The organism is Bradyrhizobium sp. 1200_D9_N1_1 (genome assembly GCF_052075915.1).
Lineage (GTDB): Bacteria > Pseudomonadota > Alphaproteobacteria > Rhizobiales > Xanthobacteraceae > Bradyrhizobium > Bradyrhizobium diazoefficiens.
Window position 1 is genome coordinate 8,934,037 of record NZ_CP197226.1, and the last position, 20,518, is coordinate 8,954,554.

Below are 20,518 nucleotides of genomic sequence, written 5' to 3' on the forward strand. Positions count from 1 at the left end.
GCGGACGAAGATCACCTTAGCGCAAATTTGAGCGCTGTCACGAAGGGATAGCGCTGTCAGGGAAACATGCGCAGTCGTTCCGGGGCGGTCCGTTGGACCGAACCCGGAACCTCGAGATTCTATGCTTCGCATCGGCCCGGAATGACAGCGTCCCTTACGCCCTTACCCGCGGCGCGACATTCTGCTCGACACCAGCCTTCTGCTCCGCAGCAACGGCGCGCTTGAAGCCCTCGCGCTGCTGCAATCGCGCCCAATAGGCTGCGACGTTTGGCCCGAAATCCTTGGCGAGCCCGATGTTGTCGGCGAGGCGGAGCGCGTAGCCGATCACGATGTCGGCGGCGGTGAAGCGGCCGGCGCACAAGGTTTCGGCATTCGCGGTCGCTGCCTCAACGGCGCGCAGCCGGCCCAGGAACCATTTGGCATAGTCGCCGGCGACCTGCGGATTGCGGCGCTCCTCCGGCTCGAGCTGGGTGTAGCGGAGCACCAGCGTCTGCGGGAAGGTTAACGTGGCATCGCTGAAATACATCCAGTTCAGGAACGCGCCATAGGCGGGATCCTCGACGTCCACCATCAGCGGCGTCGGGGCGTATCTGGTGCCGAGGTAGTGGCAGATGCCCGAGGACTCCGTCATCTTCGTCTCGCCGTCGATCATGAAGGGAATCGTGCCGAGCGGGTTGAGCGCGAGATACTCCTTGGCGAACACCCGCGGCGGGAACGGCAGCATCTTCAACTCGTACGGCAGCCCCATCTCCTCCAGCATCCAGAGCGGACGGAACGAGCGTGCGGCATCGCAGTGATAGAGCGTGATCATGATGCATTCCCTTTACTGCCGGGCAGCGTGCCCATCATCTTGCACAGGACCATCAGCATGACCTCGTCGGCGCCGCCGCCGATCGAGGTCAGACGGCTGTCGCGATAGGCACGGCTGACCGGCGTCTCGTTGGTAAAGCCCATTCCGCCCCAATATTGCAAGCAGGCGTCGGTGAGCTCCCGGCCGAGCCGGCCGGCCTTCAACTTGGCCATGGTCGCGAGCCTGGTCACGTCCTCACCCGCCACCAGCGCCTCACCGGCGCGATAGATCAGTGCGCGCAGCAGCTCGACCTCGGTCTGCATCTCCGCGAGCTTGAAGTGCACGACCTGGTTGTCGAGGATGCTCTGGCCAAAAGCCTTGCGGTTGCGGGTGTATTCGATGGTCTCGTTGATGATGTATTCGTGCGCCTTGAGGCAGGCGGCCGCGCCCCACAGCCGCTCCTCCTGGAACTGGATCATCTGGTAGGTAAAACCCTTGCCCTCCTCGCCGATCCGGTTGCGCTTGGGCACGCGGACATTGTCGAAGAATATCTGCGCGGTGTCGGACGAGCGCATGCCCATCTTGTCGAGCTTGCGGGCGACCGTGACGCCCTTGGCCTTCATGGGCACGCAGATCAGCGACTTGTTGCGGTGAACGGGCCCGTCGCCGGTGTTGGCGAGCAGGCAGATCCAGTCGGCCTGGGTGCCGTTGGTGATCCACATCTTGCCGCCATTGATGACATAGTCGTCGCCGTCGGAGCGCGCAGCGGTCTTGATCGAGGCGACGTCGGAGCCGGCGCCGGGCTCGGAGACGCCGATGCAGGCGACGAAATCACCCGCAATCGAGGGCGCCAGGAATTCGCGCCGCACCTCGTCGGAGCCGAACCGCGCCAGCGCCGGCGTCGCCATGTCGGTCTGCACCCCGATCGCCATCGGCACGCCGCCGCAGGTGATGGCCCCGAGTTCCTCCGCCATCATCAGCGCATAGGAATAGTCGAGCCCCGAGCCGCCGAATTCGACCGGCTTGTTCAATCCGAGGAAGCCGAGGCTGCCCATCTTCTTGAACAGCGCGTGCGCGGGGAAGATATCGGCCTTCTCCCATTTGTCGACGTGCGGATTGATCTCGTTCGCGATGAATTTTTGCAGGGAGCGGCGGATGTCGTCGTGGTCGGCGGTGAATAGCATTTCTTTCCCTTCGTCATTCCGGGGCGCGCGAAGCGCGAACCCGGAATCCAGAGATGAGTCCTACAATATCGAGATTCCGGGTTCGACGCTTCGCGCCGCCCCGGAATGACGGCGAAGGTCACAGCCCCATCTGCCGCGACGCCAGATCCTTCATGATCTCCTCGGTACCGCCGCCGATGGCGTTGACCTTGACCTCGCGGTAGATGCGCTCGGCCTTGATGCCGCGCATGAAGCCGGCGCCGCCGAATATCTGCACGGCTTCCGAGGCGCAGAACGCCATGGTCTGCGTTGCCTGGTTCTTCATCATGCAGATTTCGGCGACCGGACTTTCGCCCTGCTCCAGGCGCCAGGCCAACATCTCCAGCATCGCCTGCGAGGCCGCGACCTTCTGCGCCATGTCGACGATCTTGTGCCTGATGACCTGGTGCTGGGCGAGCGGCTTGCCGAAGGTCTTGCGTTCCTTGGCGTAGGCAATCGCCTCGTCGAGGCAGACGCGTGCGAAGGCGGTGCAGCCCGCCGCCATACCCATGCGCTCGCTGTTGAAATTCTGCATGATGATCTTGAAGCCCTGGCCCTCCTCGCCGATCAGATTTTCGGCCGGCACGCGGCAGTCGTCGAAATGCAGCGTCGCGGTGTCGGAGGCCCACCAGCCCATCTTCTTCAGTTTTGTCCTGGACAGGCCGGGCGTGTCGCCCGCGATCAGGAGCAGGCTGACGCCGCCGGCGCCCTCGCCGCCCGTACGCACGGCGACGGTCAGATAATCGGCGCGCATGCCCGAGGTGATGAAGGTCTTCTCGCCGCTCACGACGTAGTGATCGCCGTCCCGCCGCGCCCGCGTGCGAAGGTTTGCAACGTCCGAGCCGCCGCCCGGCTCGGTGATCGCGAGCGCGGAGATCTTCTCGCCTGCCAGCACCTGCGGCAGCACGCGCGCCTTCACCTCCGGCCGCGCCGCACGCGCGATCGGCGGCGAGCCGATGGTGTGGCTCATCAGGCTGGCGCTGACGCCGCCGGCGCCGGCCTGCGCCAGCTCCTGGCTCGCCACGATCTTCATGAACTGGTCGGCGGCAATCCCGCCATATTCCTCGGGGAATCCCAACCCCAACAGGCCGATCTCCGCCGCCTTGCGATAGAGCGCGCGGGGAAATTCGCCGGCCTCGTCCCATTCATGGGCGAAGGGCGAGATCTCCTTCTCGACAAAGCGGCGCATCACGTCGCGGAAGGCATCGTGCTCGGCGGTATAGAACGGGCTCTTCATCGCACTCTCGCCTCGCGGACGGATTCGTCTCATCCACCATGGCTGGAACCTGGGCAGCTCACTTGCGCGGAGTGGCTGACCCGGTAAGGCCATTCAGCAGGCCATCACCTAGCAACTCAACGCAAGACGATTTTCGCCCCTCGCGCGCCAACTCCAAATCAAAAAAGACGTGTTGCACAAACTCCGGCTGGCCCCAGGGCCACGCCGGGCATGGTGCACGGCAATAGGGATACAGGCGGCACAAGACCGCCGAGGGAGGGTTTTTTGGCCGTTCGTTACTACGACTGGATCGCCCATCATGGCCGCCGCACGCCTGGCAAGGTCGCGGTCATCGACCTCGCGAGCGAGCGCCGCTTCACCTATTCGCAGCTGGATGCGAGGGTCTCGCGTCTCGCCTCGTTCCTGTGTCACACGCTGAAGGTCTCGCGCGGCGACCGCGTCGCGGTGCTGGCGCTGAACACGACCGATACGCTGGAGGTGCAGTTTGCCTGCGGGCGGTTAGGTGCGATCTTCGTGCCGCTGAACACCCGCCTCACCGTTCCCGAACTCCAGTTCATCACCGCTGATTGCGCGCCGAAGGTGATGATCCATGATGCCGACCTCGCCGAGACGGCGCTGAGCGTCGCCAAGCTCTGCGGTGTAGCGACCAGCCTGCTGCTCGGCCCCGGCGGGGCCTACGAGGCCGGCATCGCCGCCGCAAAGCCGCTCGACCGGATCGAGGAGGTCACACTCGATGACGTCTCGACCATCATGTACACGTCCGGCACCACGGGTCATCCGAAAGGCGCGACCATCACCCACGGCATGACGTTCTGGAATTGCGTCAATCTCGGCGGTCCCGCCTGCATCGGACCGTCCTCGGTGCTGCTTACCGTGCTGCCGCTGTTCCATACCGGCGGGCTGAATTGCTACACCAATCCGGTGCTGCATGCCGGCGGCACCGTGATGATCATGCGGGCCTTCGATCCCGGCACGGCGCTCGGCCTGATCAACGATCCCGCGCAGGGCATCAACGTGTTCTTCGGCGTCCCCGCGATCTACCAGTTCATGGCGCAGCATCCCGCCTTCGCAACGACCGACCTTACCCGGCTGATCGTCGGCGGTGTCGGCGGCGCGCCAATGCCGGTGCCGCTGCTGAAGGTCTGGGAGGCGCGCGGCGTCGCACTCCAGCAGGGCTATGGCATGACCGAGACCTCGCCGGCCGTGCTGGTGCTCGACCGCGAGGATGCGGCGCGCAAGGCCGGCTCCGCCGGCAAGCCGGTGCTGCACACGGAGGTGCGGATCGTGCGGCCCGACGGCAGCGACGCCGATGTCGGCGAGCTTGGCGAGCTCTGGGTGAAGGGACCAAACATCACGCCCGGCTACTGGAACAGGCCGGAGGCGAACAAATCCTCCTTCACCGACGGCTGGCTCCACACCGGCGATGCGACGCGAATCGACGAGGAAGGCTTCTACTACATCGTCGACCGCTGGAAGGACATGTACATCTCCGGCGGCGAGAACGTCTATCCGGCCGAGGTCGAGAACGTCCTGCACCAGCTTGGCGCCATCGCCGAAGCCGCCGTCATCGGCATTCCCGATCCGCAATGGGGCGAGGTGGGCCTTGCCATCGTCGCGGTCAAGCCAGGACAAAGGCTGACGGAAACCGACGTCTTCGCACATTGCGCGGCCAATCTCGCGCGCTTCAAATGCCCACGCCAAATTCGCTTCGTCGATGCGCTGCCGCGCAACGCCACCGGCAAGATCCACAAGCCGACCTTGCGCAAGGAATTCTCGGCGGCCTCCGAAGTCGACAAGAGAGTCGCCAACGCCTGACCAAAGCGCCCCTCTCGCGGGCGCTTTTTCCTTTTGTAGTGCCTGCTCCGACCCACAAGAAACCCAAGGAATTTCCATGAAAAACAAGAAACGCGTCCTGCTCGCGGCGGCGACGGCCCTGACATTGCTCTCGGTTCAAGGGGCTTACGCACAGAAGAGGTACGATACCGGCGCCTCCGACACCGAGATCAAGATCGGCAATGTCGAGGCCTATTCCGGCCCCGCCTCCGCTTACGGCGTCATCGGCAAGACCGAGGAAGCCTATTTCAAGATGATCAACGACCAGGGCGGCATCAACGGCCGCAAGATCAACTGGATCTCCTATGATGACGGCTACTCGCCGCCCAAGACCGTGGAGCAGGTCCGCAAGCTGATCGAGAGCGACGAAGTGTTCCTGGTGTTCAACGCGCTCGGCACGCCGACCCAGACCGCGGTGCAGAAATATCACAACGCCAAGAAGATCCCGCAGCTCTTCCTCGCCACCGGTGCCAGCAAGTGGAACGACCCGCAAAATTTCCCGTGGACCATGGGCTTCCAGCCGAGCTACCGGGTCGAGGCGCGGATCTTCGCCAAGTACATCCTGAAGGAGAAGCCGGACGCGAAGGTCGCGATCTTCTATGCCAACGACGATTTCGGCAAGGACTACGTCGCCGGCATCAAGGACGTGTTCGGCGACAAGGCATCGAAGCTGATCGTGGCCGAAGAGAGCTACGAGACCTCGGAGCCATCGATCGACTCGCACATCGTCAAGCTCAAGGGCACCGGCGCGGACGTCTTCGTGAACATCTCGACCCCGAAATTCGCGGCGCAAGCCATCAAGAAGATCGCGGAGCTGGAATGGAAGCCGATGCACCTGATGACGGATGTCTCGGTGTCCATCGGCGCGGTGATGAAGCCCGCCGGCCTCGAAGCCTCCGAGGGCGTGTTATCGGCCGGTTATCTGAAGGACGCGTCGGATCCGCAATGGAAGGACGACGAGGGCATGAAGAAGTTCATGGCCTTCATCGACAAATACATGCCCGGCGCAAACATCTCGGACGCCAATCTGGTCTACGGCTATGCCGCGGCCCAGACGATGGTGCAGGTGCTGAAGCAGGCGGGCGACAATCTCACCCGCGAGAACGTGATGAAGCAGGCCGCCAGCCTGAAGGACTTCGCCCCCGATACGCTGATCCCGGGGATCAAGATCAACACCTCGCCCACCGACTTCGCGCCGATCGAACAGCTCAAGATGTGGCGGTTCAAGAACGGCCAGTGGGAACTGTTCGGCCCCATCATCAGCGCGGAGCCGAGCGGCTAGTTCTCGGCGAACTCTCCGTGCATGGGGGATGGCGGCCGCGAGTCCGCCATCTCCTTGTCCGCGGATCTCCAGGGTGAACCAAGGGTGAACCTATGCCGGCAAGAACAGCGCGAACGGCTCTTCCACCGTGCGGCGCAGGTGTTTTCGGTACAGCTCATAGTTGGCGTCGCCGGACGCGACCCGTCCCAAGGACGGCGTCGGAACGTTTCTGAGCGGCACGTAGGCGATCGGTGCTGCAATCGGCGTCAGCTGCGAGCCGGGACCGGCGCGGAGCGTCGAGATGATGCCGTACATCTCGCCGGCGACCGTCGGCCGCGACACCGTGATCACGCGATGCTGGCCGTGCTTGATGATGACGAGATAGATGAAGCCGGACTGATGCGGCACGGCGACCTCGCCGGTATGCTCATAGGCGGCATCGGTCCGATCGCCCTCGCGGAAGACCAGCGACGAGACCTTCGGCTCCCACAAGATTTCGGTGCGGTAGGCGAAGATCGCGTCCTTGTCGCCAAACGACGGCCGCAGCGTGATGTAGACATCCTCGAGCCAGGTCACCGCGCGATGCGCATAGGAGCCGAGGCTGTCGGGCGCGACATCGTTCGCGGCCGGAGGCGCCACGACGACGACGCTCTTGCGTAGGGACACACCCAGCGCCTGCTCCAGCCGGACCGTCGTCGCCAGCGTGAACGGCCGGCGGCCGCCGAGCACCTTCTCCAGCGTCGACAGGCTGAGCTTGGCCTGTTCGGCCAGCGCCTGCCGGGAGATCCGGCGCCTGGCGAGCTCCTCGCGAATGGTCTCCGCGATCTCGCGGCACTGCTCGTCCGAAAGCTGCTTGTCGCCCTGCGTCTGCATCGTCACCCCTGCCTTGGGAGCACCACTCTAGCAGGCCGGACAAACCAGCACAAAACCGCACATGGCCACCCGTCCGCCGCCCGCCCGGGCCGGCCGCGGCGGAACATTGCCGATCATTCTGCTCGCGAAATCAGGCCCTCCCGGCGGATGCTGAGCCTGCAAACATCCTTCGGGAGCAGGCCAAATGAATACCTACGACACAGCCGACAGCGACGAACATCCCATGCTGAGCCGGCTGATCAAGCTCGGATTGTTTCTTCTCGCGCAGGGCATCGCAGTGATGCTGGTCGCCTTCGTGGCCCTGCTGGTGAGCTTCGGGACGAGCTGGTCAGCAACGACCGAACAGGCCAGCCTGCTCCAGCCCGGCGATGCCAGGTCCGGCACCCTCCTCCTGAAGGAAGATGGCGCCACCACCGAAGCGATCCGCCTCGGCATCGATATCGACATCACGGTATCGGGCCCGACGCTGCGCACCCGCGTCACCCAGGCGTTCCGCAATCCGACCAAGGACTGGGTCGAGGCCACCTATGTCTATCCGCTCGCGACCAATGGCGCCGTCGACACGCTGAAGATGGTGGTCGGCGACCGCGTCATCGTCGGCGACATCAAGGAGCGGCAACAGGCGCGCGTGATCTACGAACAGGCGCGCAGCGCCGGCCAGAAGGCCGCGCTCACCGAGCAGGAGCGGCCCAACATCTTCACCAACTCGGTTGCGAATATCGGTCCCGGCGAAACCGTGCTGGTGCAGATCGAATATCAGGAGCCGGTGCATCAATCCGGCAATGAATATTCGCTCCGCGTGCCGCTGGTGGTCGCCCCGCGCTACAATCCGGCGCCGATTGTACAGAGTGTCGACTTCCGCAACGACGGCTCCGGCTGGGGCGCCGCCACGTCCGATCCCGTGCCCGACCGCGAGCGTATTTCCCCGACAGTGCTGGATCCCGCCAGGAATGCGCCCGCTAACCCGACCAGCATCACAGTGCGTCTGAAGGCCGGCTTTGCGCTCGGCGAGGTCAAGAGCCACCATCATAGCGTCAAGATCGAGAGCCCGGACAACGCGACGCGCATCGTCACGCTCGCCGACGGCGCGGTGCCCGCCGACCGCGATTTCGAACTGACGTGGAAGCCGGCGGCTCAGAAAGCACCGTCGGTCGGCCTGTTCCGCGAGCATGTCGGCGATGCCGATTACCTGCTCGCCTTCGTCACGCCGCCGAGCGCCGAGCAGGCAACGCAGAAGCCGCTGCCGCGCGAGGTCGTGTTCGTGATCGACAATTCGGGCTCGATGGGCGGCACCTCGATCGTCCAGGCCAAGGCGAGCCTGCTCTACGCCCTCGGCCGCCTCCAGCCGGCCGACCGCTTCAACGTCATCCGCTTCGACGATACCATGGACGTGCTGTTTCCGGCCTCCGTGCCGGCGGATGCCGCCCATGTCGGCGAAGCGACCTCGTTCGTCAGCGCCTTGCAGGCGCGCGGCGGCACCGAGATGGTGCCGGCGATGCGCGCCGCGCTGACCGACAAGATCGGTGACACCGGCATGGTTCGCCAGGTCGTGTTCCTGACCGACGGCGCGATCGGCAACGAGCAGCAATTGTTCGAGACGATCACGGCGATGCGCGGCCGCTCGCGCGTATTCATGGTCGGCATCGGGTCCGCGCCAAACACCTATCTGATGACGCGCGCTTCCGAGCTCGGCCGCGGCGCCTTCACCCATATCGGCTCTGTCGAGCAGGTCGAGGAGCGCATGCGCGGCCTGTTCGCGAAGCTGGAAAATCCGGCGGTGACCGGCCTCAGCGCAAAGTTCTCCGAAGCCACGGCCGACGTCACCCCGGCGATCATTCCGGACGTCTATCGCGACGAGCCCCTGGTGCTGGCGGCCAGGCTCGACAAGCTCGCAGGCTCGCTCGAGATCAAGGGACGCGTCGGCGACCGTCCGTGGTCGGTGACGCTGCCGTTGCAGAATGCCGCCGAAGGCAAGGGCCTGTCAAAACTCTGGGCCAGGCGCAAGATCGGCGACGCCGAAGTGGCGCGCACGATGCGCGAGATGACGCCGGAAGAGGCCGACAAGGCGATCCTGGCGCTGGCGCTCGACCATCAGATCGTCACGCGGCTCACCAGCCTCGTCGCGATCGACAAGACGCCGAGCCGCCCCGAAGGCGAACCGCTCAAGCTCAGCGAATTGCCGATCAATCTGCCGGCCGGCTGGGATTTCGAGAAGATCTTCGGCGAACGGCCGCAGCTGGTGCCGACGCAGCTGCGCGAACGCCATGCCGATGCGCGCAACCAGCCGGCGGCAAGGCGGCCGACCCCCGCCGCGCCCGACGCGATCCGCCTGCCCAAGACCGCCACCTCGGCCGAGCTGAAGATGATCGGAGGTCTGGTCCTGATCGTGCTCGCCCTGATCCTGTTCGTGTTCAACCGGCGTCAGCCCTTGCTCACTGACGCCGCTTGAGAGAGGAGCCTCCCCGAACTCCTCTGTTAGCGCGCGCGGCTGCCCGTCCCCTACCCAACGGCCGCGCGCGCCTTTTTGGGGAATGTCATTCCGGGGCGGCTCGTAGAGCCGAACCCGGAATCTCGAGGTTCCGGGTTCTCGCTACGCGAGCCCCGGAACGACGAACAAGAGATACTCAATGCCCCGCCTCATCTCTCCCCTGGTTCTCGCGCTGATCGGCGCCGTCCTGTTCGGCGACGGCGCCTACATCCATGCAAAAGCCTGGCTCGCGCAGGTGCTGCTGGAACGCGCGTTCGACAGAAGCGTCGCGACGGGAGAGGTGGTCAAGCCATGGTCATGGGCCGATACCTGGCCGGTCGCCCGGATCGAGGTGAAGCGGATCGGCGCCAGCGCGATCGTTCTGGACGGCACGAGCGGCCAGGCGCTTGCTTTCGGACCCGGCCATATCGAGCGGACAGTCGATGCCGGCGAGCGCGGCGTTGCCGTCTATGCCGCCCATCGCGATACGCATTTCCGCTTCTTGCGGAATGTCGCGATCGGAGACGTGATCGAGATCACCCGCCGCGACGGCAGGCATTTCCGCTATCGCGTGGATTCTGCGACCGTTGTCCGTTTCGACGCATCGGGCATCGATCCCGCGACACAGGATGTCGAGCTCGTGCTCGCCACCTGCTGGCCGTTCGACGCCGTCACGTCCGGTCCCGAACGTTATGTCCTGCATGGCGTGCTGATGGGAGCGAATGAATAGCAGCGATGCATCGCTCATTCCATCACACGGCATACCATGTGGTTGCTACTGCGAAGAACTCGCCATAGAACAGAGTGACGCGCCACCAAGAAGAACAACAGGTGAGGTCACACCATGGAAGCTCGCGTATCTGCTGCATTCTCCTCTCCGCGCCCATGGTCTCCATCGCCCGACGCCAGCGACATCGTAAAAGGCATCCATGCCATGCTGCACCCGCACAACATCGTGCTGGTGGGCGCGACCGACAAGCCCGGCAATTATGCCGAGCGCATCTGGAACAATCTGGTCAAATACGGCTTCGAGGGCGGGCTCTATCCGGTCAACGCCAAGCGCGAGACGATCTGGGGTGTGCCCTGCTACAAGGATTTTGCAGCCCTCCCGGAAAAGCCCGATCATGTCCTGGTGCTGGTGCCGGCGCGTTTCGCCGTGCAGGTGATCCGCGATGCCGCCGCGGCCGGCGCGCGCTCGGCCACCATCGTCACCTCCGGCTTCAGCGAGTTGCAGGATGACGAGAGCCAGCAGCTCGCCGCCGAACTGCAAGCGGCCATCCGCGAAACCGGCCTCGCCGTCACCGGCCCGAATTGCCTCGGCAACTTGAGCGCCGGCGAAAAGCTCTTCACCAATATCGACGACCGCATCGTCACCATGGAGCAGGGCGCGGTGGCGATCGCCGGGCAATCCGGCGCCATCGTCATGGCGATCCGCCAGGCGCTGGAGGATCGCGGTGTCGGTGTCGGCTACATGGTGACGACCGGCAACGAGGCCGGGCTCGAGACGCCGGACCTGATGCGTTATTTCGCGGAGGATCCGAGCGTCAAGGTGATCGTGGTCTACCTCGAGGGCGTGCGCAACACAAAGGCCTTTCGCGACGCCTGCAAGGCGGCGCGCGCGGCGAGCAAGCCCGTGATCGCGCTCAAGCTCGGCGCATCCGAGGGCGGCCGCGCCGCGGCGATGGCGCACACCGGAGCGCTGGCGGGCTCGATCGAGACGTTCGACGCAATCGCAACGCGTGAAGGTGTTATCCGGGTCGGCGGGCTCGACGAATTGATCGAGACCACCGAATGCTTCGTCCACGCCGCCGTACCCAACGGTGACCGGCTCGCCGCGGTCACGCTGTCCGGCGGCAAGCGCGGCATGCTGATCGACGCCTTCTATGCGGAAGGCTTGAACTTCGCACCGCTCAGCCCGCATGTCAGCTCGGAGCTGGCGAGGATGCTTGGGCCCGGATCGATCGTAGGCAATCCGCTTGACGCCGGCTTTGCCGCGGTCGTCGATCCCTCCGTCTACATGAAGTCGATCAAGCTGATGATCGACGACCCCGATATCGACATCGTCATCATCGATGCCGAGCTGCCGAAGGCGCCGCACGAGCTGCGCGAGCGTAACCTGCGCATCGTCGACGAGATGGCGAGCCGGGCCTCAAAGCCCGTGATCTACATCAGCGCGATGTCGATCGGCTTCACCGAGTTCACCAAGTCCTTGCGCAAATCGCTGCCGCATCTCGCGGTCATGCAGGGCATGGATCGCGCGGTCACCGCGATCAAATCACTGCTCGCCTATGCGAAGCTACGCAAGGAAGTACCCGACATCGTCTCGAGCTCGAAACCCGCCGCGCGTGCCGTGCTGGAAAAGGCGCTGACATCGGCGAACGGCGCCGCGCTCGACGAAGTCGCCTCGAAGAAGCTCCTGAAGGCCTATGGCATCCCGACCTCGAAGGAAGCGACCGCACAGACCGCGGCGGAAGCCGTGAAGATCGCGAAACAGATCGGCTTCCCGGTCGTGGCAAAGGTCGTCAGCGCCGAGATCCTGCACAAGTCCGACATCGGCGGCGTGGTGCTGAACCTGAGCAATGCGGCCGAGGTGAAGAAGGCGTTCGCCGATATCACCGCGCGGGTGAAGCGGCTGAAGGGCAAGCCGAGGCTCGACGGCATCCTGATCGCGCAGCAGGTCAAGGCCGACCTCGAACTCGTGGTCGGCGCCTCGCTCGATGCCGAGATGGGTCCGGTCGTGCTGTTCGGCACCGGCGGCATCGACATCGAGCTGATGAAGGACGTCGCGCTCGCGGGCGCGCCGCTCGACGAGGCCGAGGCGCGGCTCCTGATCGGCCGCACCAAGGCCGGCATCAAGATGCGCGGCTATCGCGGCAAGCCGGCCTTGCACGAGGCCTCCGCGGTGAAGGCGCTGGTCGGCCTGTCCAACCTGATCGCGGATGCCGGCGACCGGATCGCCTCGATCGACATCAATCCGTTCCTGATCAACACCAGGACGGGCGTGGCGGTCGATGCCCTGATCGTGCTGAACAATGCCGCGGCAAAGCGCGCGGCCGGGCATTGATGTCGCGTTGGGCGGACTAGCGCGCCATTTTGCACGGCGGAGAGCAGTGGCGGGTTACACTTCCGCCTTCGCTCTTCGAGCTACGGCGGACAAGTCGTTAACCCGCCCGCGTTAGCATTGCGGTCGTTCGGACTCCTTCCAACTTCCCCGCTTTGGTCGTAAAATCGCACCCGCATGGCACGCGCGAGCAATCTGGTGATCGGGACGGCGACGCTGGCGGTGATCGCCGTGGCGTTCGGCGGCCTGCTCGGCGTACAGAAATGGCGCACCATCCAGAGTCGCAGCCAGTTGCGCGTGGTGTTCGAAGGCGGTTCCGCCAGCGGCCTGCGCCGGGGCGGCCCGGTCAATTTCGACGGTGTGCTCGCGGGCCAGATCCTGTCGATCAAGCTGGACAATCCCCGCAAGGTCGTGGCGCTGGTGATGCTCGACAACTCCGCGCCAATCCGCAAGGACACCGTGGCGGGAATCGAGTTCCAGGGTCTCACCGGCGTCGCCGCGGTCTCCCTGATCGGCGGCGCGCCTTCCGCACCGCCGGTGCCGCTTGATTCGGACGGCATTCCCGTGCTCACCGCCGATCTCAGCGACGTCGAATCCATCGTCGACACCTTGCACAGTGTCGACCGCACGATCGTGAGCAACGCCCCTGCGATCAAGGAGGGGCTCCGCACATTCGAGAACTCCAGCGCCGACCTCAGGAGCAAGGGCGGCGAAATCGATTCCGTCATGGCCAAGGTCGACAGCGCCTTCGCAGGCTTCGACAAGGCGGTCACGAAGATCGAGGGCGTGGTGCCAGGCTTCGTCGATGGCAGGGCCGACGAGCTGTTCGAGACGGTGCAGGGGCTGCGCGAGCTGACCGACACCATGAGGAAGAAGTCGGCGAGCTACATCGAGGACATTCGTCGCTCGCTGCTCGACGTCAGCGAGACCGCCAACAAGATGGCCGGCACGCCCGTGCCGCCGCGGCCACCGCGCAAGCCCGAGCAGAAGAAGCGGTAGGCGTGGCGAGCCGATCCGCCCCTCCGCCAAAAAATCTCGAAAACAACCCCATGCACAGTAGAACTGCCCCGCCAGTCGGGGCTTGGCGCTGCGCCGCGAACACACTTGGCGCCCCTGTCCGGGGGTTCGCGATGAGGGGCGGGCACGCGAACGCTTTGCCCACCCTGCGACATCCGCGACAGCTCAGTAGTTGCTGGCCGCTGCCTCATTGGGGATGCCCTCGATCGGGCACTCGTCTGTCCCCGGCGTCGATCGGGTCATCGCCTCGACCATGTCGCGCGTGCCTTCGGGATCCTTGATCCAGTTCTTGTAGAAATCGTACGGGCACGCCGCGACGCCGCGCGGGCTTTCGCCGGAATTGATCATGCCGGTGTAACCGCGGTGGACCAGCTTGTAGAGGTGGTTCTGCGACTGGCCATTGCGGCGCGCGTCGCGGATCAGATGCTTCGACAGCTGGGCGTACTGGATGCCGTAATCCTCTTCGCCGCACTCGCCGAGTGTGCGGCCGTCGAAACCTATGATCGCGGAGTGACCGAAATAGGAATAGACGCCGTCGAAGCCGGCGGCATTGGCGACCGCGACATAGACATTGTTGGCCCATGCCATGGCCTTGGAAATCAGGACCTGCTGCTCCTTGGCCGGATACATGTAGCCCTGGCAACGCACGATCAGCTCGGCGCCCTTCATGGCGCAGTCACGCCAGATCTCCGGATAGTTGCCGTCGTCGCAGATGATCAGGCTGACCTTGAGGCCCTTCGGGCCCTCGGAGACATAAGTGCAATTGCCGGGATACCAGCCCTCGATCGGCACCCAGGGCATGATCTTGCGGTACTTCTGGACGATCTCGCCCTTGTCGTTCATCAGGATCAAGGTGTTGTAGGGCGCCTTGTGCGGGTGCTCCTCGTGGCGCTCGCCGGTCAGCGAAAACACGCCCCACACTTTCGCCTTGCGGCAGGCCTCGGCGAAGATCGCGGTCTCTTCACCGGGCACCGCCGAGGCGGTCTCATACATCTCCTTGGAGTCGTACATGATCCCCTGAGTGGAGTATTCGGGGAAGATCACGAGGTCCATGCCGGGCAGGCCGACCTTCATGCCCACCACCATGTCGGCGATCTTGCGGGCGTTGTCGAGCACCTCGGCCTTGGTGTGAAGGCGGGGCATCTTGTAGTTTACCACTGCGACGCCGACGGTGTCGTTGCTGCTGGAAATGTCGCCGTGAAGCATTTTGACCGCTCCTGTTCTTGACTTGTTGTTCTGGGTTGGCCGCCGATCGAGCGGTCGCGTGGGTTAGTGACTGATCATCCAGGGGCGGGCCGTTGGAAAACCCTTGGCGCCGCTCCTGCTCTTGGTCATCAACCGCGCCGGCTTCCTCTTGTCCGCCGAGCTCTTGTCCTTGACCGTCTTGCCCGTGGAGCAGCAGCCGCAGCCGGGGCCGTGCGAGGCCTTGTATTGCGCGAGCGTCTGCGGCGCATGCGTGCTGCGCTCGTTGACGGCGTGCGCCTTGCGCTTCTCCGCCGGCATGCAGAAGAAATTCGGCGCGGTCAGGATCACCCGCGGCGCCATGGTCTCGCAATGCGGACAGCTTTGCGGATCGTCGCATTCCGCCATCGGGCGCAGGTCCTTGAAGGGACCGCAATCGTCACAGAGATATTCATAGACCGGCATCGCATCATCCCCACGCTCTTGCCTGTTCAACACACCTGGCGGCGGATGCGGGGCGGCAGATACGCGCCGTCCCGCATCCCGTCGCGCAGGGATTACTTGTCCGGCGAGATCGGCATCTGGATATCGCCCGTGATGTGCTTGATGGGACCTGCCGCCGACGGCATCACGTCGAAGTCGAAGATCTCCGTCGGCAACCATAGCGTGGCGCAGGCGTTGGGCACGTCGACCACGCCGGAAATGTGCCCCTGGCACGGCGCGGTGCCGAGGATCGAGTAGGCCTGCGCGCCGGAGTAGCCGAACTTCTTCAGATATTCGATGGCGTTGAGGCAGGCCTGGCGGTAGGCGATGTGGACGTCGAGATAGTGCTGCTTGCCGGCCTCGTCGACCGAGATGCCCTCGAAGATCAGGTAGTCCTTGTAGTTCGGCGTGATCGGCGACGGCTTGAAGATCGGGTTCTTGATGCCGTACTTCGCCATGCCGTCCTTGATCACCTCGACCTTCAGATGCAGCCAGCCGGCCATCTCGATCGCGCCGCAGAAGGTGATCTCGCCGTCGCCCTGGCTGAAGTGCAGGTCGCCCATCGAGAGACCGGCGCCGGGCACATAGACCGGGAAGTAGATCTTCGAGCCGCGCGACAGGTCCTTGATGTCGCAATTGCCGCCATGCTCGCGCGGCGGCACCGTGCGCGCGCCTTCGGCGCCGATCTTCGCCTTGACGTCGCCCTTGGCACGGCCGCCATGGGCGGTCGGCGCGAATGGCGGATTGGCAAGGCCGGGCACGCGGGTCGGGTTGGTCGAGATCAGCTCGGCCTCACGCTTGTTCCAGGTGTCCAGCATCTTCGGATCGGGCAGACAGCCGATCAGGCCGGGATGGATCAGGCCGGCGAAGTTGACGCCGGGAACGTGACGCGACGAGGTGTAGAGGCCCTTGATGTCCCAGATCGACTTCTGCGCCAGCGGGAAGTGGTCAGTCAGGAAGCCGCCGCCGTTCTGCTTGGAGAAGAAGCCGTTGAAGCCCCACAGGCTCTCCTTGAGCGGGCCGACGTCGAGCAGATCAACGACCAGGAGATCGCCGGGCTCGGCGCCCTTGACGCCGATCGGGCCGGAGAGGAAGTGCACGATCGACAGGTCGATGTCGCGCACGTCGTCGGCGGAATCGTTGTTCTTGATGAAGCCGCCGGTCCAGTCATAGGTCTCGATGATGAAATCGTCGCCGGGATTGACCCAGGCCACGATCGGAATGTCGGGGTGCCAGCGATTATGCACCATGTCATTTTCGTAGGCCGACTTGGTGAGATCGACCTTGATCAGTGTCTCTGGCATCGAGATGCTCCCCTTTTACTACGGTTGGTTAGACGGACAGATATTTGGAGACCTGCGCGGCATCGACGGCGTCGCGCGGATCGTCGCGGACGATCTCGCCGTTCTCGATGACCAGCACGCGGTCGGCGATATCGAGCGCGAAACTCAGGACCTGCTCGGACACCACGATCGAGAGGCCCTTTTCGTCGCGGATGCGCTTCAGGGTGCGCGCCATGTCCTTGATGATCGAGGGCTGGATGCCTTCGGTCGGCTCATCCAGCAGCAGCACCTTCGGCTTGGTCGCGAGCGCCCGCGCAATCGCGAGCTGCTGCTGCTGGCCGCCGGACAGATTGCCGCCGCGGCGGCCCTTCATCTCCAGCAGCACCGGGAATAATTCGTAGATGTCTTCGGGTACCTCGGTGCCGCCGGAGACGACGAGGCCGGTCTCGATGTTCTCCTTCACCGTCATGGTCGAGAAGATCATGCGGCCCTGCGGCACATAGGCGAGGCCCTTGGCCACCCTCTCGTAGCTCGGCAGACCGCCGAGCTCGGCGCCGTCCATGGTCACCGAGCCGCTTTTCGTCGGCAGAATGCCCATCAGCGACTTCATCAGCGTGGTCTTGCCCATGCCGTTGCGGCCCATGATCGCGACGATCTCGTTCGGCGCGACCTTGACGTTGAGCCCGTGCAGCACCTCGCTCTGGCCGTAGGCGACGTGAAGATCGGAAATTGCCAGCATCGTCGCGTCTCCCTAATGGCCCAGATAGACTTCAACGACCTTGGGGTCGTTCTTCACCTTCTCCATGGTCCCCTCGGAGAGGATCTGGCCCTGGTGAAGCACGGTGACCTTGTGGGCGATGTCCTCGACGAACTTCATGTCGTGCTCGATCACCAGCACCGAGCGGTTCTTGATGATGCGATTGAGCAGCTCGGCGGTCTTGGCGCGCTCGGACACGCTCATGCCGGCGACGGGCTCGTCCAGCATCAAGAGGTCCGGGTCCTGGATCAGCAGCATGCCGATCTCGAGCCATTGCTTCTGGCCGTGGCTGAGCAGATCGGCGTTCACGTTGAGCCGATCCTTCAGGAAGATCATTTCGGCGACTTCGTGCACCCGGTCGCGCACGGCGGCGTCGCGGGTGAAGGTCAGCGCGCCGAACACGGAGCGGCCGCGGGGATATGAGATCTCCAGATTCTCGAACACCGTGAGATCGTCGTAGATCGATGGGTTCTGGAACTTGCGGCCGACCCCGGTCTTGACGATCTCGTTCTCCTTCATCCGCGTCAGCTCCTTGCCGCGGAACTGGATCGAGCCTGACGTGGCCTTGGTCTTGCCGCAGATCAGATCGAGCACCGTGGTCTTGCCGGCGCCGTTGGGGCCGATGATGACGCGGATCTCGTTCTCGTCCACGTAGAAGGAGAGATCATTGACCGCCTTGAACCCGTCGAACGACACGGTGAGCGCTTCGACGGCGAGCAGGAATTCCTTGGGCTGGTGACCGACGAGCATGATCTATCTCCTCACTGCCAGCGTGGCATCGGCATCGCGATGACCGACGAGCATGACCTATCTCCTCACTGCCAGCATGGCATCGGCATCGTGGTGACCTACGAGCATGATGATCTCCTCACTCTGCCGGAGCGCCGTCGGCGACCGAGCTGTCGGTCCAGCCCTCGGGTTTCGGTTTGCGTGACGAGATCAGGCGATCGATGCGCGGCTGCACATAGTCGCCCCAGATCCCGGCAAGGCCGTTCGGGAAGGCCAGGACCACGGCGATGAACAATCCGCCGAGGCCAAACAGCCACAATTCGGGAAAGGTTTCCGACAGGCTGGTCTTGGCGAAGTTGACCAGCAGCGTGCCGTAGATCGCGCCCAGGATCGACAGCCGGCCGCCGACCGCGGTGTAGATCACCATTTCGATCGAGGGCACGATGCCGACGAAAGAGGGCGACATGAAACCGACGTTCAGCGCGAACATGGCGCCGCCGATCGCGGCGAAGACCGCGGCGATGCAGAAGGCGAAGATCTTGAAGTTCGCGACGCTGTAGCCGGAGAAGCGAACCCGGTCCTCCTTCTCGCGCATCGCGACCAGGATGCGCCCCAGCTTGGAGTGCCGGACGAACTGCGCGATCATGATGCAGGCGAACAGCAGTCCAACCTCGAAGAAGTACAGCACGATCTTGGCGTGGTCGGGCCGGATGTCCCAGCCCTTCAGCGTGCGCAGATCGGTCATGCCGTTGATGCCGCCGGTGTAACCCTGCTGTCCGACGATCAGGATGGTGAGGATGGCAGCGACGGCCTGGGTGATGATGGCGAAGTAGGTGCCGCCGACCCGGCGCTTGAACATCGCGGTGCCGATGATGAGAGCGAAGATGCCGGGCACGAGAATGATAGCGGCGATGGTAAAGGTGAGGCTGTTGAAGGGCTTCCAGAAGAACGGCAGCGCGGTGATCTGATTCCAGTCCATGAAATCGGGGATGCCGGGGGTCGACTGGATCTTGGTGTTCTCCACGCTTGATGCCTCGAGCTTGAGGAACATCGCCATGCAGTAGCCGCCGAGCCCGAAGAACACGCCCTGACCGAGGCTTAAGATGCCGCCATAGCCCCAGCAGATCACCAGCCCCAGCGCGACGAATGCATAGGTCAGGTATTTCGCGACCAGATTGAGCCTGAAGACATCGAGCGAGAGCGGCAGCACCACCACCAGGAACACCGCGAGCACCAGAATTCCGATGAGCTCCGATCGATTGAAGAACCGATTGTCGGTCATTGCATCAGCCCCATTTTCTTACTTCCGGACCTTGAGGGCGAACAGCCCCTGCGGCCGCAGCATCAGGATTCCGACAACGGCGAGCAGCGTCAGCACCTTGGCCATCGAGCCCGACATGAAGAACTCGAGGGTGGATTGCGTCTGCGAGATCGAGAAGGCCGAGGCGATGGTGCCGAGCAGGCTCGCGGCGCCGCCGAACACGACCACCAGGAACGTGTCGACGATGTAGAGCTGACCGGAGGTCGGCCCGGTCGAACCGATCATGGTGAAGGCGCTGCCCGCGATGCCGGCGATGCCGCAGCCGAGGCCGTAGGTATAGCGATCGACCTTTTCGGTGTTGATGCCGACGGCGCCGGCCATGATGCGGTTCTGCACGACGGCGCGCACCTGCCGGCCCCAGCGCGATTTGTACATCACATAGGCGACGCCCAGCGTGATCAGCACGGTGAGGCACATCACGAAGACGCCGTTGATCGGCACTTCGATGCTGTCGGTCACGTGCAGCGAGCCGAGCATCCACTGCGGCAGCTCGACGCCGACCTCGCGCGCGCCGAACACGGAACGATAGGCCTGCTGCAACATCAGGCTGAGGCCCCAGGTGGCGAGCAGCGTATCGAGCGGGCGCTTGTAGAGGTGCCGTATCAGCACCCATTCCACCAGCATTCCCAGCGCGCCGGACGCGACGAAGGCCAGGATCATCGCGAGGAAGAAGTAGCCGCTGAACAGGCTCGGCAAATAGGACTGGAAGAAATTCGAGGTCATCCAGGTGACGTACGCCCCGAGGATCATGAACTCGCCATGGGCCATGTTGATGACGCCCATCTGGCCGAAGATGATCGCAAGACCGAGCGCCATCAGCACGTAGACCGAGAACAGGATCAGTCCCGCAAAACCCTGCATGACGAAGATGGAGCCGAGGTCGCCAATCGAGTAGTCGCCGAACATCGATGTCCTCCGTCAGGGAAAGGGTCCCGCGTCGCGAGCAGGTTCGCGACGCGGGGGTCTTGGGCATGGACTTGCGATCCACGCCAGGGAGCGGTTTTGCCTCGAGGGAGACGCGG

The 20,518-nt window shown here is 64.1% G+C and carries 17 protein-coding genes; 6 read left to right on the forward strand and 11 right to left on the reverse strand.

Annotation, left to right across the window (positions count from 1 at the left end):
* Positions 1-154: 154 nt before the first annotated feature.
* From AB5K84_RS42270 to AB5K84_RS42280, 3 genes are all read right to left on the reverse strand, one after another.
* Entirely contained in the window at positions 155-811 is a 657-nt protein-coding gene (locus AB5K84_RS42270) for a glutathione S-transferase family protein (protein WP_011083803.1), read from the reverse strand.
* Complete coding sequence (locus AB5K84_RS42275; protein ID WP_038965217.1) at positions 808-1,974, reverse strand: acyl-CoA dehydrogenase family protein; 1,167 nt, start codon at positions 1,972-1,974, stop codon at positions 808-810. The genes AB5K84_RS42270 and AB5K84_RS42275 overlap by 4 nt, the downstream gene beginning before the upstream one ends.
* Positions 1,975-2,092: 118 nt before the next feature.
* Positions 2,093-3,229: an acyl-CoA dehydrogenase family protein gene (locus AB5K84_RS42280; RefSeq protein WP_028172653.1), complete on the reverse strand. Its 1,137-nt coding sequence runs from the start codon at positions 3,227-3,229 to the stop codon at positions 2,093-2,095.
* A gap of 264 nt (positions 3,230-3,493) precedes the next feature.
* Between AB5K84_RS42280 and AB5K84_RS42285 the strand changes: the two genes are divergently transcribed.
* Positions 3,494-5,044 carry an acyl-CoA synthetase gene (locus AB5K84_RS42285; protein ID WP_038965213.1) on the forward strand — a complete coding sequence of 517 codons (1,551 nt, stop codon included), beginning with the start codon at positions 3,494-3,496 and terminating at the stop codon, positions 5,042-5,044.
* A 76-nt stretch (positions 5,045-5,120) separates the two neighbouring features.
* The gene (locus AB5K84_RS42290; RefSeq protein WP_038965212.1) at positions 5,121-6,344 is read left to right on the forward strand and encodes an ABC transporter substrate-binding protein; all 1,224 of its coding nucleotides are present in this window, start codon (positions 5,121-5,123) and stop codon (positions 6,342-6,344) included.
* A gap of 90 nt (positions 6,345-6,434) precedes the next feature.
* Here AB5K84_RS42290 and AB5K84_RS42295 read toward each other — a convergent pair whose 3' ends face one another.
* A complete protein-coding gene (locus AB5K84_RS42295; protein ID WP_028172650.1) occupies positions 6,435-7,196 on the reverse strand; it encodes a helix-turn-helix transcriptional regulator in 762 nt (253 codons plus the stop codon).
* A 184-nt stretch (positions 7,197-7,380) separates the two neighbouring features.
* On the opposite strand from AB5K84_RS42295, the gene AB5K84_RS42300 reads away from it, so the two are divergent.
* The 4 genes from AB5K84_RS42300 to AB5K84_RS42315 all read left to right on the forward strand — a co-directional run bounded on the left by AB5K84_RS42300 (position 7,381) and on the right by AB5K84_RS42315 (position 13,723).
* On the forward strand, positions 7,381-9,645 hold the full coding sequence (locus AB5K84_RS42300; protein ID WP_011083797.1) for a marine proteobacterial sortase target protein: 2,265 nt from the start codon (positions 7,381-7,383) through the stop codon (positions 9,643-9,645).
* A 178-nt stretch (positions 9,646-9,823) separates the two neighbouring features.
* Entirely contained in the window at positions 9,824-10,393 is a 570-nt protein-coding gene (locus tag AB5K84_RS42305) for a class GN sortase (RefSeq protein ID WP_011083796.1), read from the forward strand.
* Between the two features lie 114 nt (positions 10,394-10,507).
* The gene (locus AB5K84_RS42310; RefSeq protein ID WP_011083795.1) at positions 10,508-12,727 is read left to right on the forward strand and encodes an acetate--CoA ligase family protein; all 2,220 of its coding nucleotides are present in this window, start codon (positions 10,508-10,510) and stop codon (positions 12,725-12,727) included.
* Positions 12,728-12,901: 174 nt separating this feature from the next.
* Positions 12,902-13,723: an MlaD family protein gene (locus AB5K84_RS42315; RefSeq protein WP_011083794.1), complete on the forward strand. Its 822-nt coding sequence runs from the start codon at positions 12,902-12,904 to the stop codon at positions 13,721-13,723.
* A gap of 183 nt (positions 13,724-13,906) precedes the next feature.
* Here the strand turns inward: AB5K84_RS42315 and AB5K84_RS42320 are convergent, their stop codons facing one another.
* The 7 genes from AB5K84_RS42320 to urtB form a co-directional block, all read right to left on the reverse strand.
* Positions 13,907-14,947 (reverse strand): aliphatic amidase, encoded by a 1,041-nt coding sequence (locus tag AB5K84_RS42320; protein WP_011083793.1) that lies wholly within the window; start codon positions 14,945-14,947, stop codon positions 13,907-13,909.
* Positions 14,948-15,010: 63 nt separating this feature from the next.
* Positions 15,011-15,388: an FmdB family zinc ribbon protein gene (locus AB5K84_RS42325; protein ID WP_038965211.1), complete on the reverse strand. Its 378-nt coding sequence runs from the start codon at positions 15,386-15,388 to the stop codon at positions 15,011-15,013.
* 92 nt (positions 15,389-15,480) lie between these two features.
* Positions 15,481-16,710 carry a formamidase gene (fmdA, locus tag AB5K84_RS42330; RefSeq protein WP_008540630.1) on the reverse strand — a complete coding sequence of 410 codons (1,230 nt, stop codon included), beginning with the start codon at positions 16,708-16,710 and terminating at the stop codon, positions 15,481-15,483.
* A gap of 28 nt (positions 16,711-16,738) precedes the next feature.
* On the reverse strand, positions 16,739-17,428 hold the full coding sequence (gene urtE, locus AB5K84_RS42335; protein ID WP_011083792.1) for an urea ABC transporter ATP-binding subunit UrtE: 690 nt from the start codon (positions 17,426-17,428) through the stop codon (positions 16,739-16,741).
* 12 nt (positions 17,429-17,440) lie between these two features.
* Positions 17,441-18,196 carry an urea ABC transporter ATP-binding protein UrtD gene (gene urtD / locus AB5K84_RS42340; protein WP_011083791.1) on the reverse strand — a complete coding sequence of 252 codons (756 nt, stop codon included), beginning with the start codon at positions 18,194-18,196 and terminating at the stop codon, positions 17,441-17,443.
* Positions 18,197-18,314: 118 nt separating this feature from the next.
* Positions 18,315-19,457, reverse strand: coding sequence for an urea ABC transporter permease subunit UrtC (urtC, locus tag AB5K84_RS42345; protein ID WP_011083790.1), 1,143 nt, complete (start codon positions 19,455-19,457; stop codon positions 18,315-18,317).
* An 18-nt stretch (positions 19,458-19,475) separates the two neighbouring features.
* Entirely contained in the window at positions 19,476-20,402 is a 927-nt protein-coding gene (urtB, locus tag AB5K84_RS42350; RefSeq protein ID WP_011083789.1) for an urea ABC transporter permease subunit UrtB, read from the reverse strand.
* Between the last annotated feature and the right edge of the window lie 116 nt (positions 20,403-20,518).

What these genes read in the sequence shown, in the direction of transcription:
- AB5K84_RS42270 (WP_011083803.1), bottom strand. Translation starts at nt 811, where the DNA reads ATGATCACGCTCTATCACTGCGATGCCGCACGCTCGTTCCGTCCGCTC.
- AB5K84_RS42275 (WP_038965217.1), bottom strand. Translation starts at nt 1,974, where the DNA reads ATGCTATTCACCGCCGACCACGACGACATCCGCCGCTCCCTGCAAAAA.
- AB5K84_RS42280 (WP_028172653.1), bottom strand. Translation starts at nt 3,229, where the DNA reads ATGAAGAGCCCGTTCTATACCGCCGAGCACGATGCCTTCCGCGACGTG.
- AB5K84_RS42290 (WP_038965212.1), top strand. Translation starts at nt 5,121, where the DNA reads ATGAAAAACAAGAAACGCGTCCTGCTCGCGGCGGCGACGGCCCTGACA.
- AB5K84_RS42295 (WP_028172650.1), bottom strand. Translation starts at nt 7,196, where the DNA reads ATGCAGACGCAGGGCGACAAGCAGCTTTCGGACGAGCAGTGCCGCGAG.
- AB5K84_RS42300 (WP_011083797.1), top strand. Translation starts at nt 7,381, where the DNA reads ATGAATACCTACGACACAGCCGACAGCGACGAACATCCCATGCTGAGC.
- AB5K84_RS42305 (WP_011083796.1), top strand. Translation starts at nt 9,824, where the DNA reads ATGCCCCGCCTCATCTCTCCCCTGGTTCTCGCGCTGATCGGCGCCGTC.
- AB5K84_RS42310 (WP_011083795.1), top strand. Translation starts at nt 10,508, where the DNA reads ATGGAAGCTCGCGTATCTGCTGCATTCTCCTCTCCGCGCCCATGGTCT.
- AB5K84_RS42315 (WP_011083794.1), top strand. Translation starts at nt 12,902, where the DNA reads ATGGCACGCGCGAGCAATCTGGTGATCGGGACGGCGACGCTGGCGGTG.
- AB5K84_RS42320 (WP_011083793.1), bottom strand. Translation starts at nt 14,947, where the DNA reads ATGCTTCACGGCGACATTTCCAGCAGCAACGACACCGTCGGCGTCGCA.
- AB5K84_RS42325 (WP_038965211.1), bottom strand. Translation starts at nt 15,388, where the DNA reads ATGCCGGTCTATGAATATCTCTGTGACGATTGCGGTCCCTTCAAGGAC.
- fmdA (WP_008540630.1), bottom strand. Translation starts at nt 16,710, where the DNA reads ATGCCAGAGACACTGATCAAGGTCGATCTCACCAAGTCGGCCTACGAA.
- urtE (WP_011083792.1), bottom strand. Translation starts at nt 17,428, where the DNA reads ATGCTGGCAATTTCCGATCTTCACGTCGCCTACGGCCAGAGCGAGGTG.
- urtD (WP_011083791.1), bottom strand. Translation starts at nt 18,196, where the DNA reads ATGCTCGTCGGTCACCAGCCCAAGGAATTCCTGCTCGCCGTCGAAGCG.
- urtC (WP_011083790.1), bottom strand. Translation starts at nt 19,457, where the DNA reads ATGACCGACAATCGGTTCTTCAATCGATCGGAGCTCATCGGAATTCTG.
- urtB (WP_011083789.1), bottom strand. Translation starts at nt 20,402, where the DNA reads ATGTTCGGCGACTACTCGATTGGCGACCTCGGCTCCATCTTCGTCATG.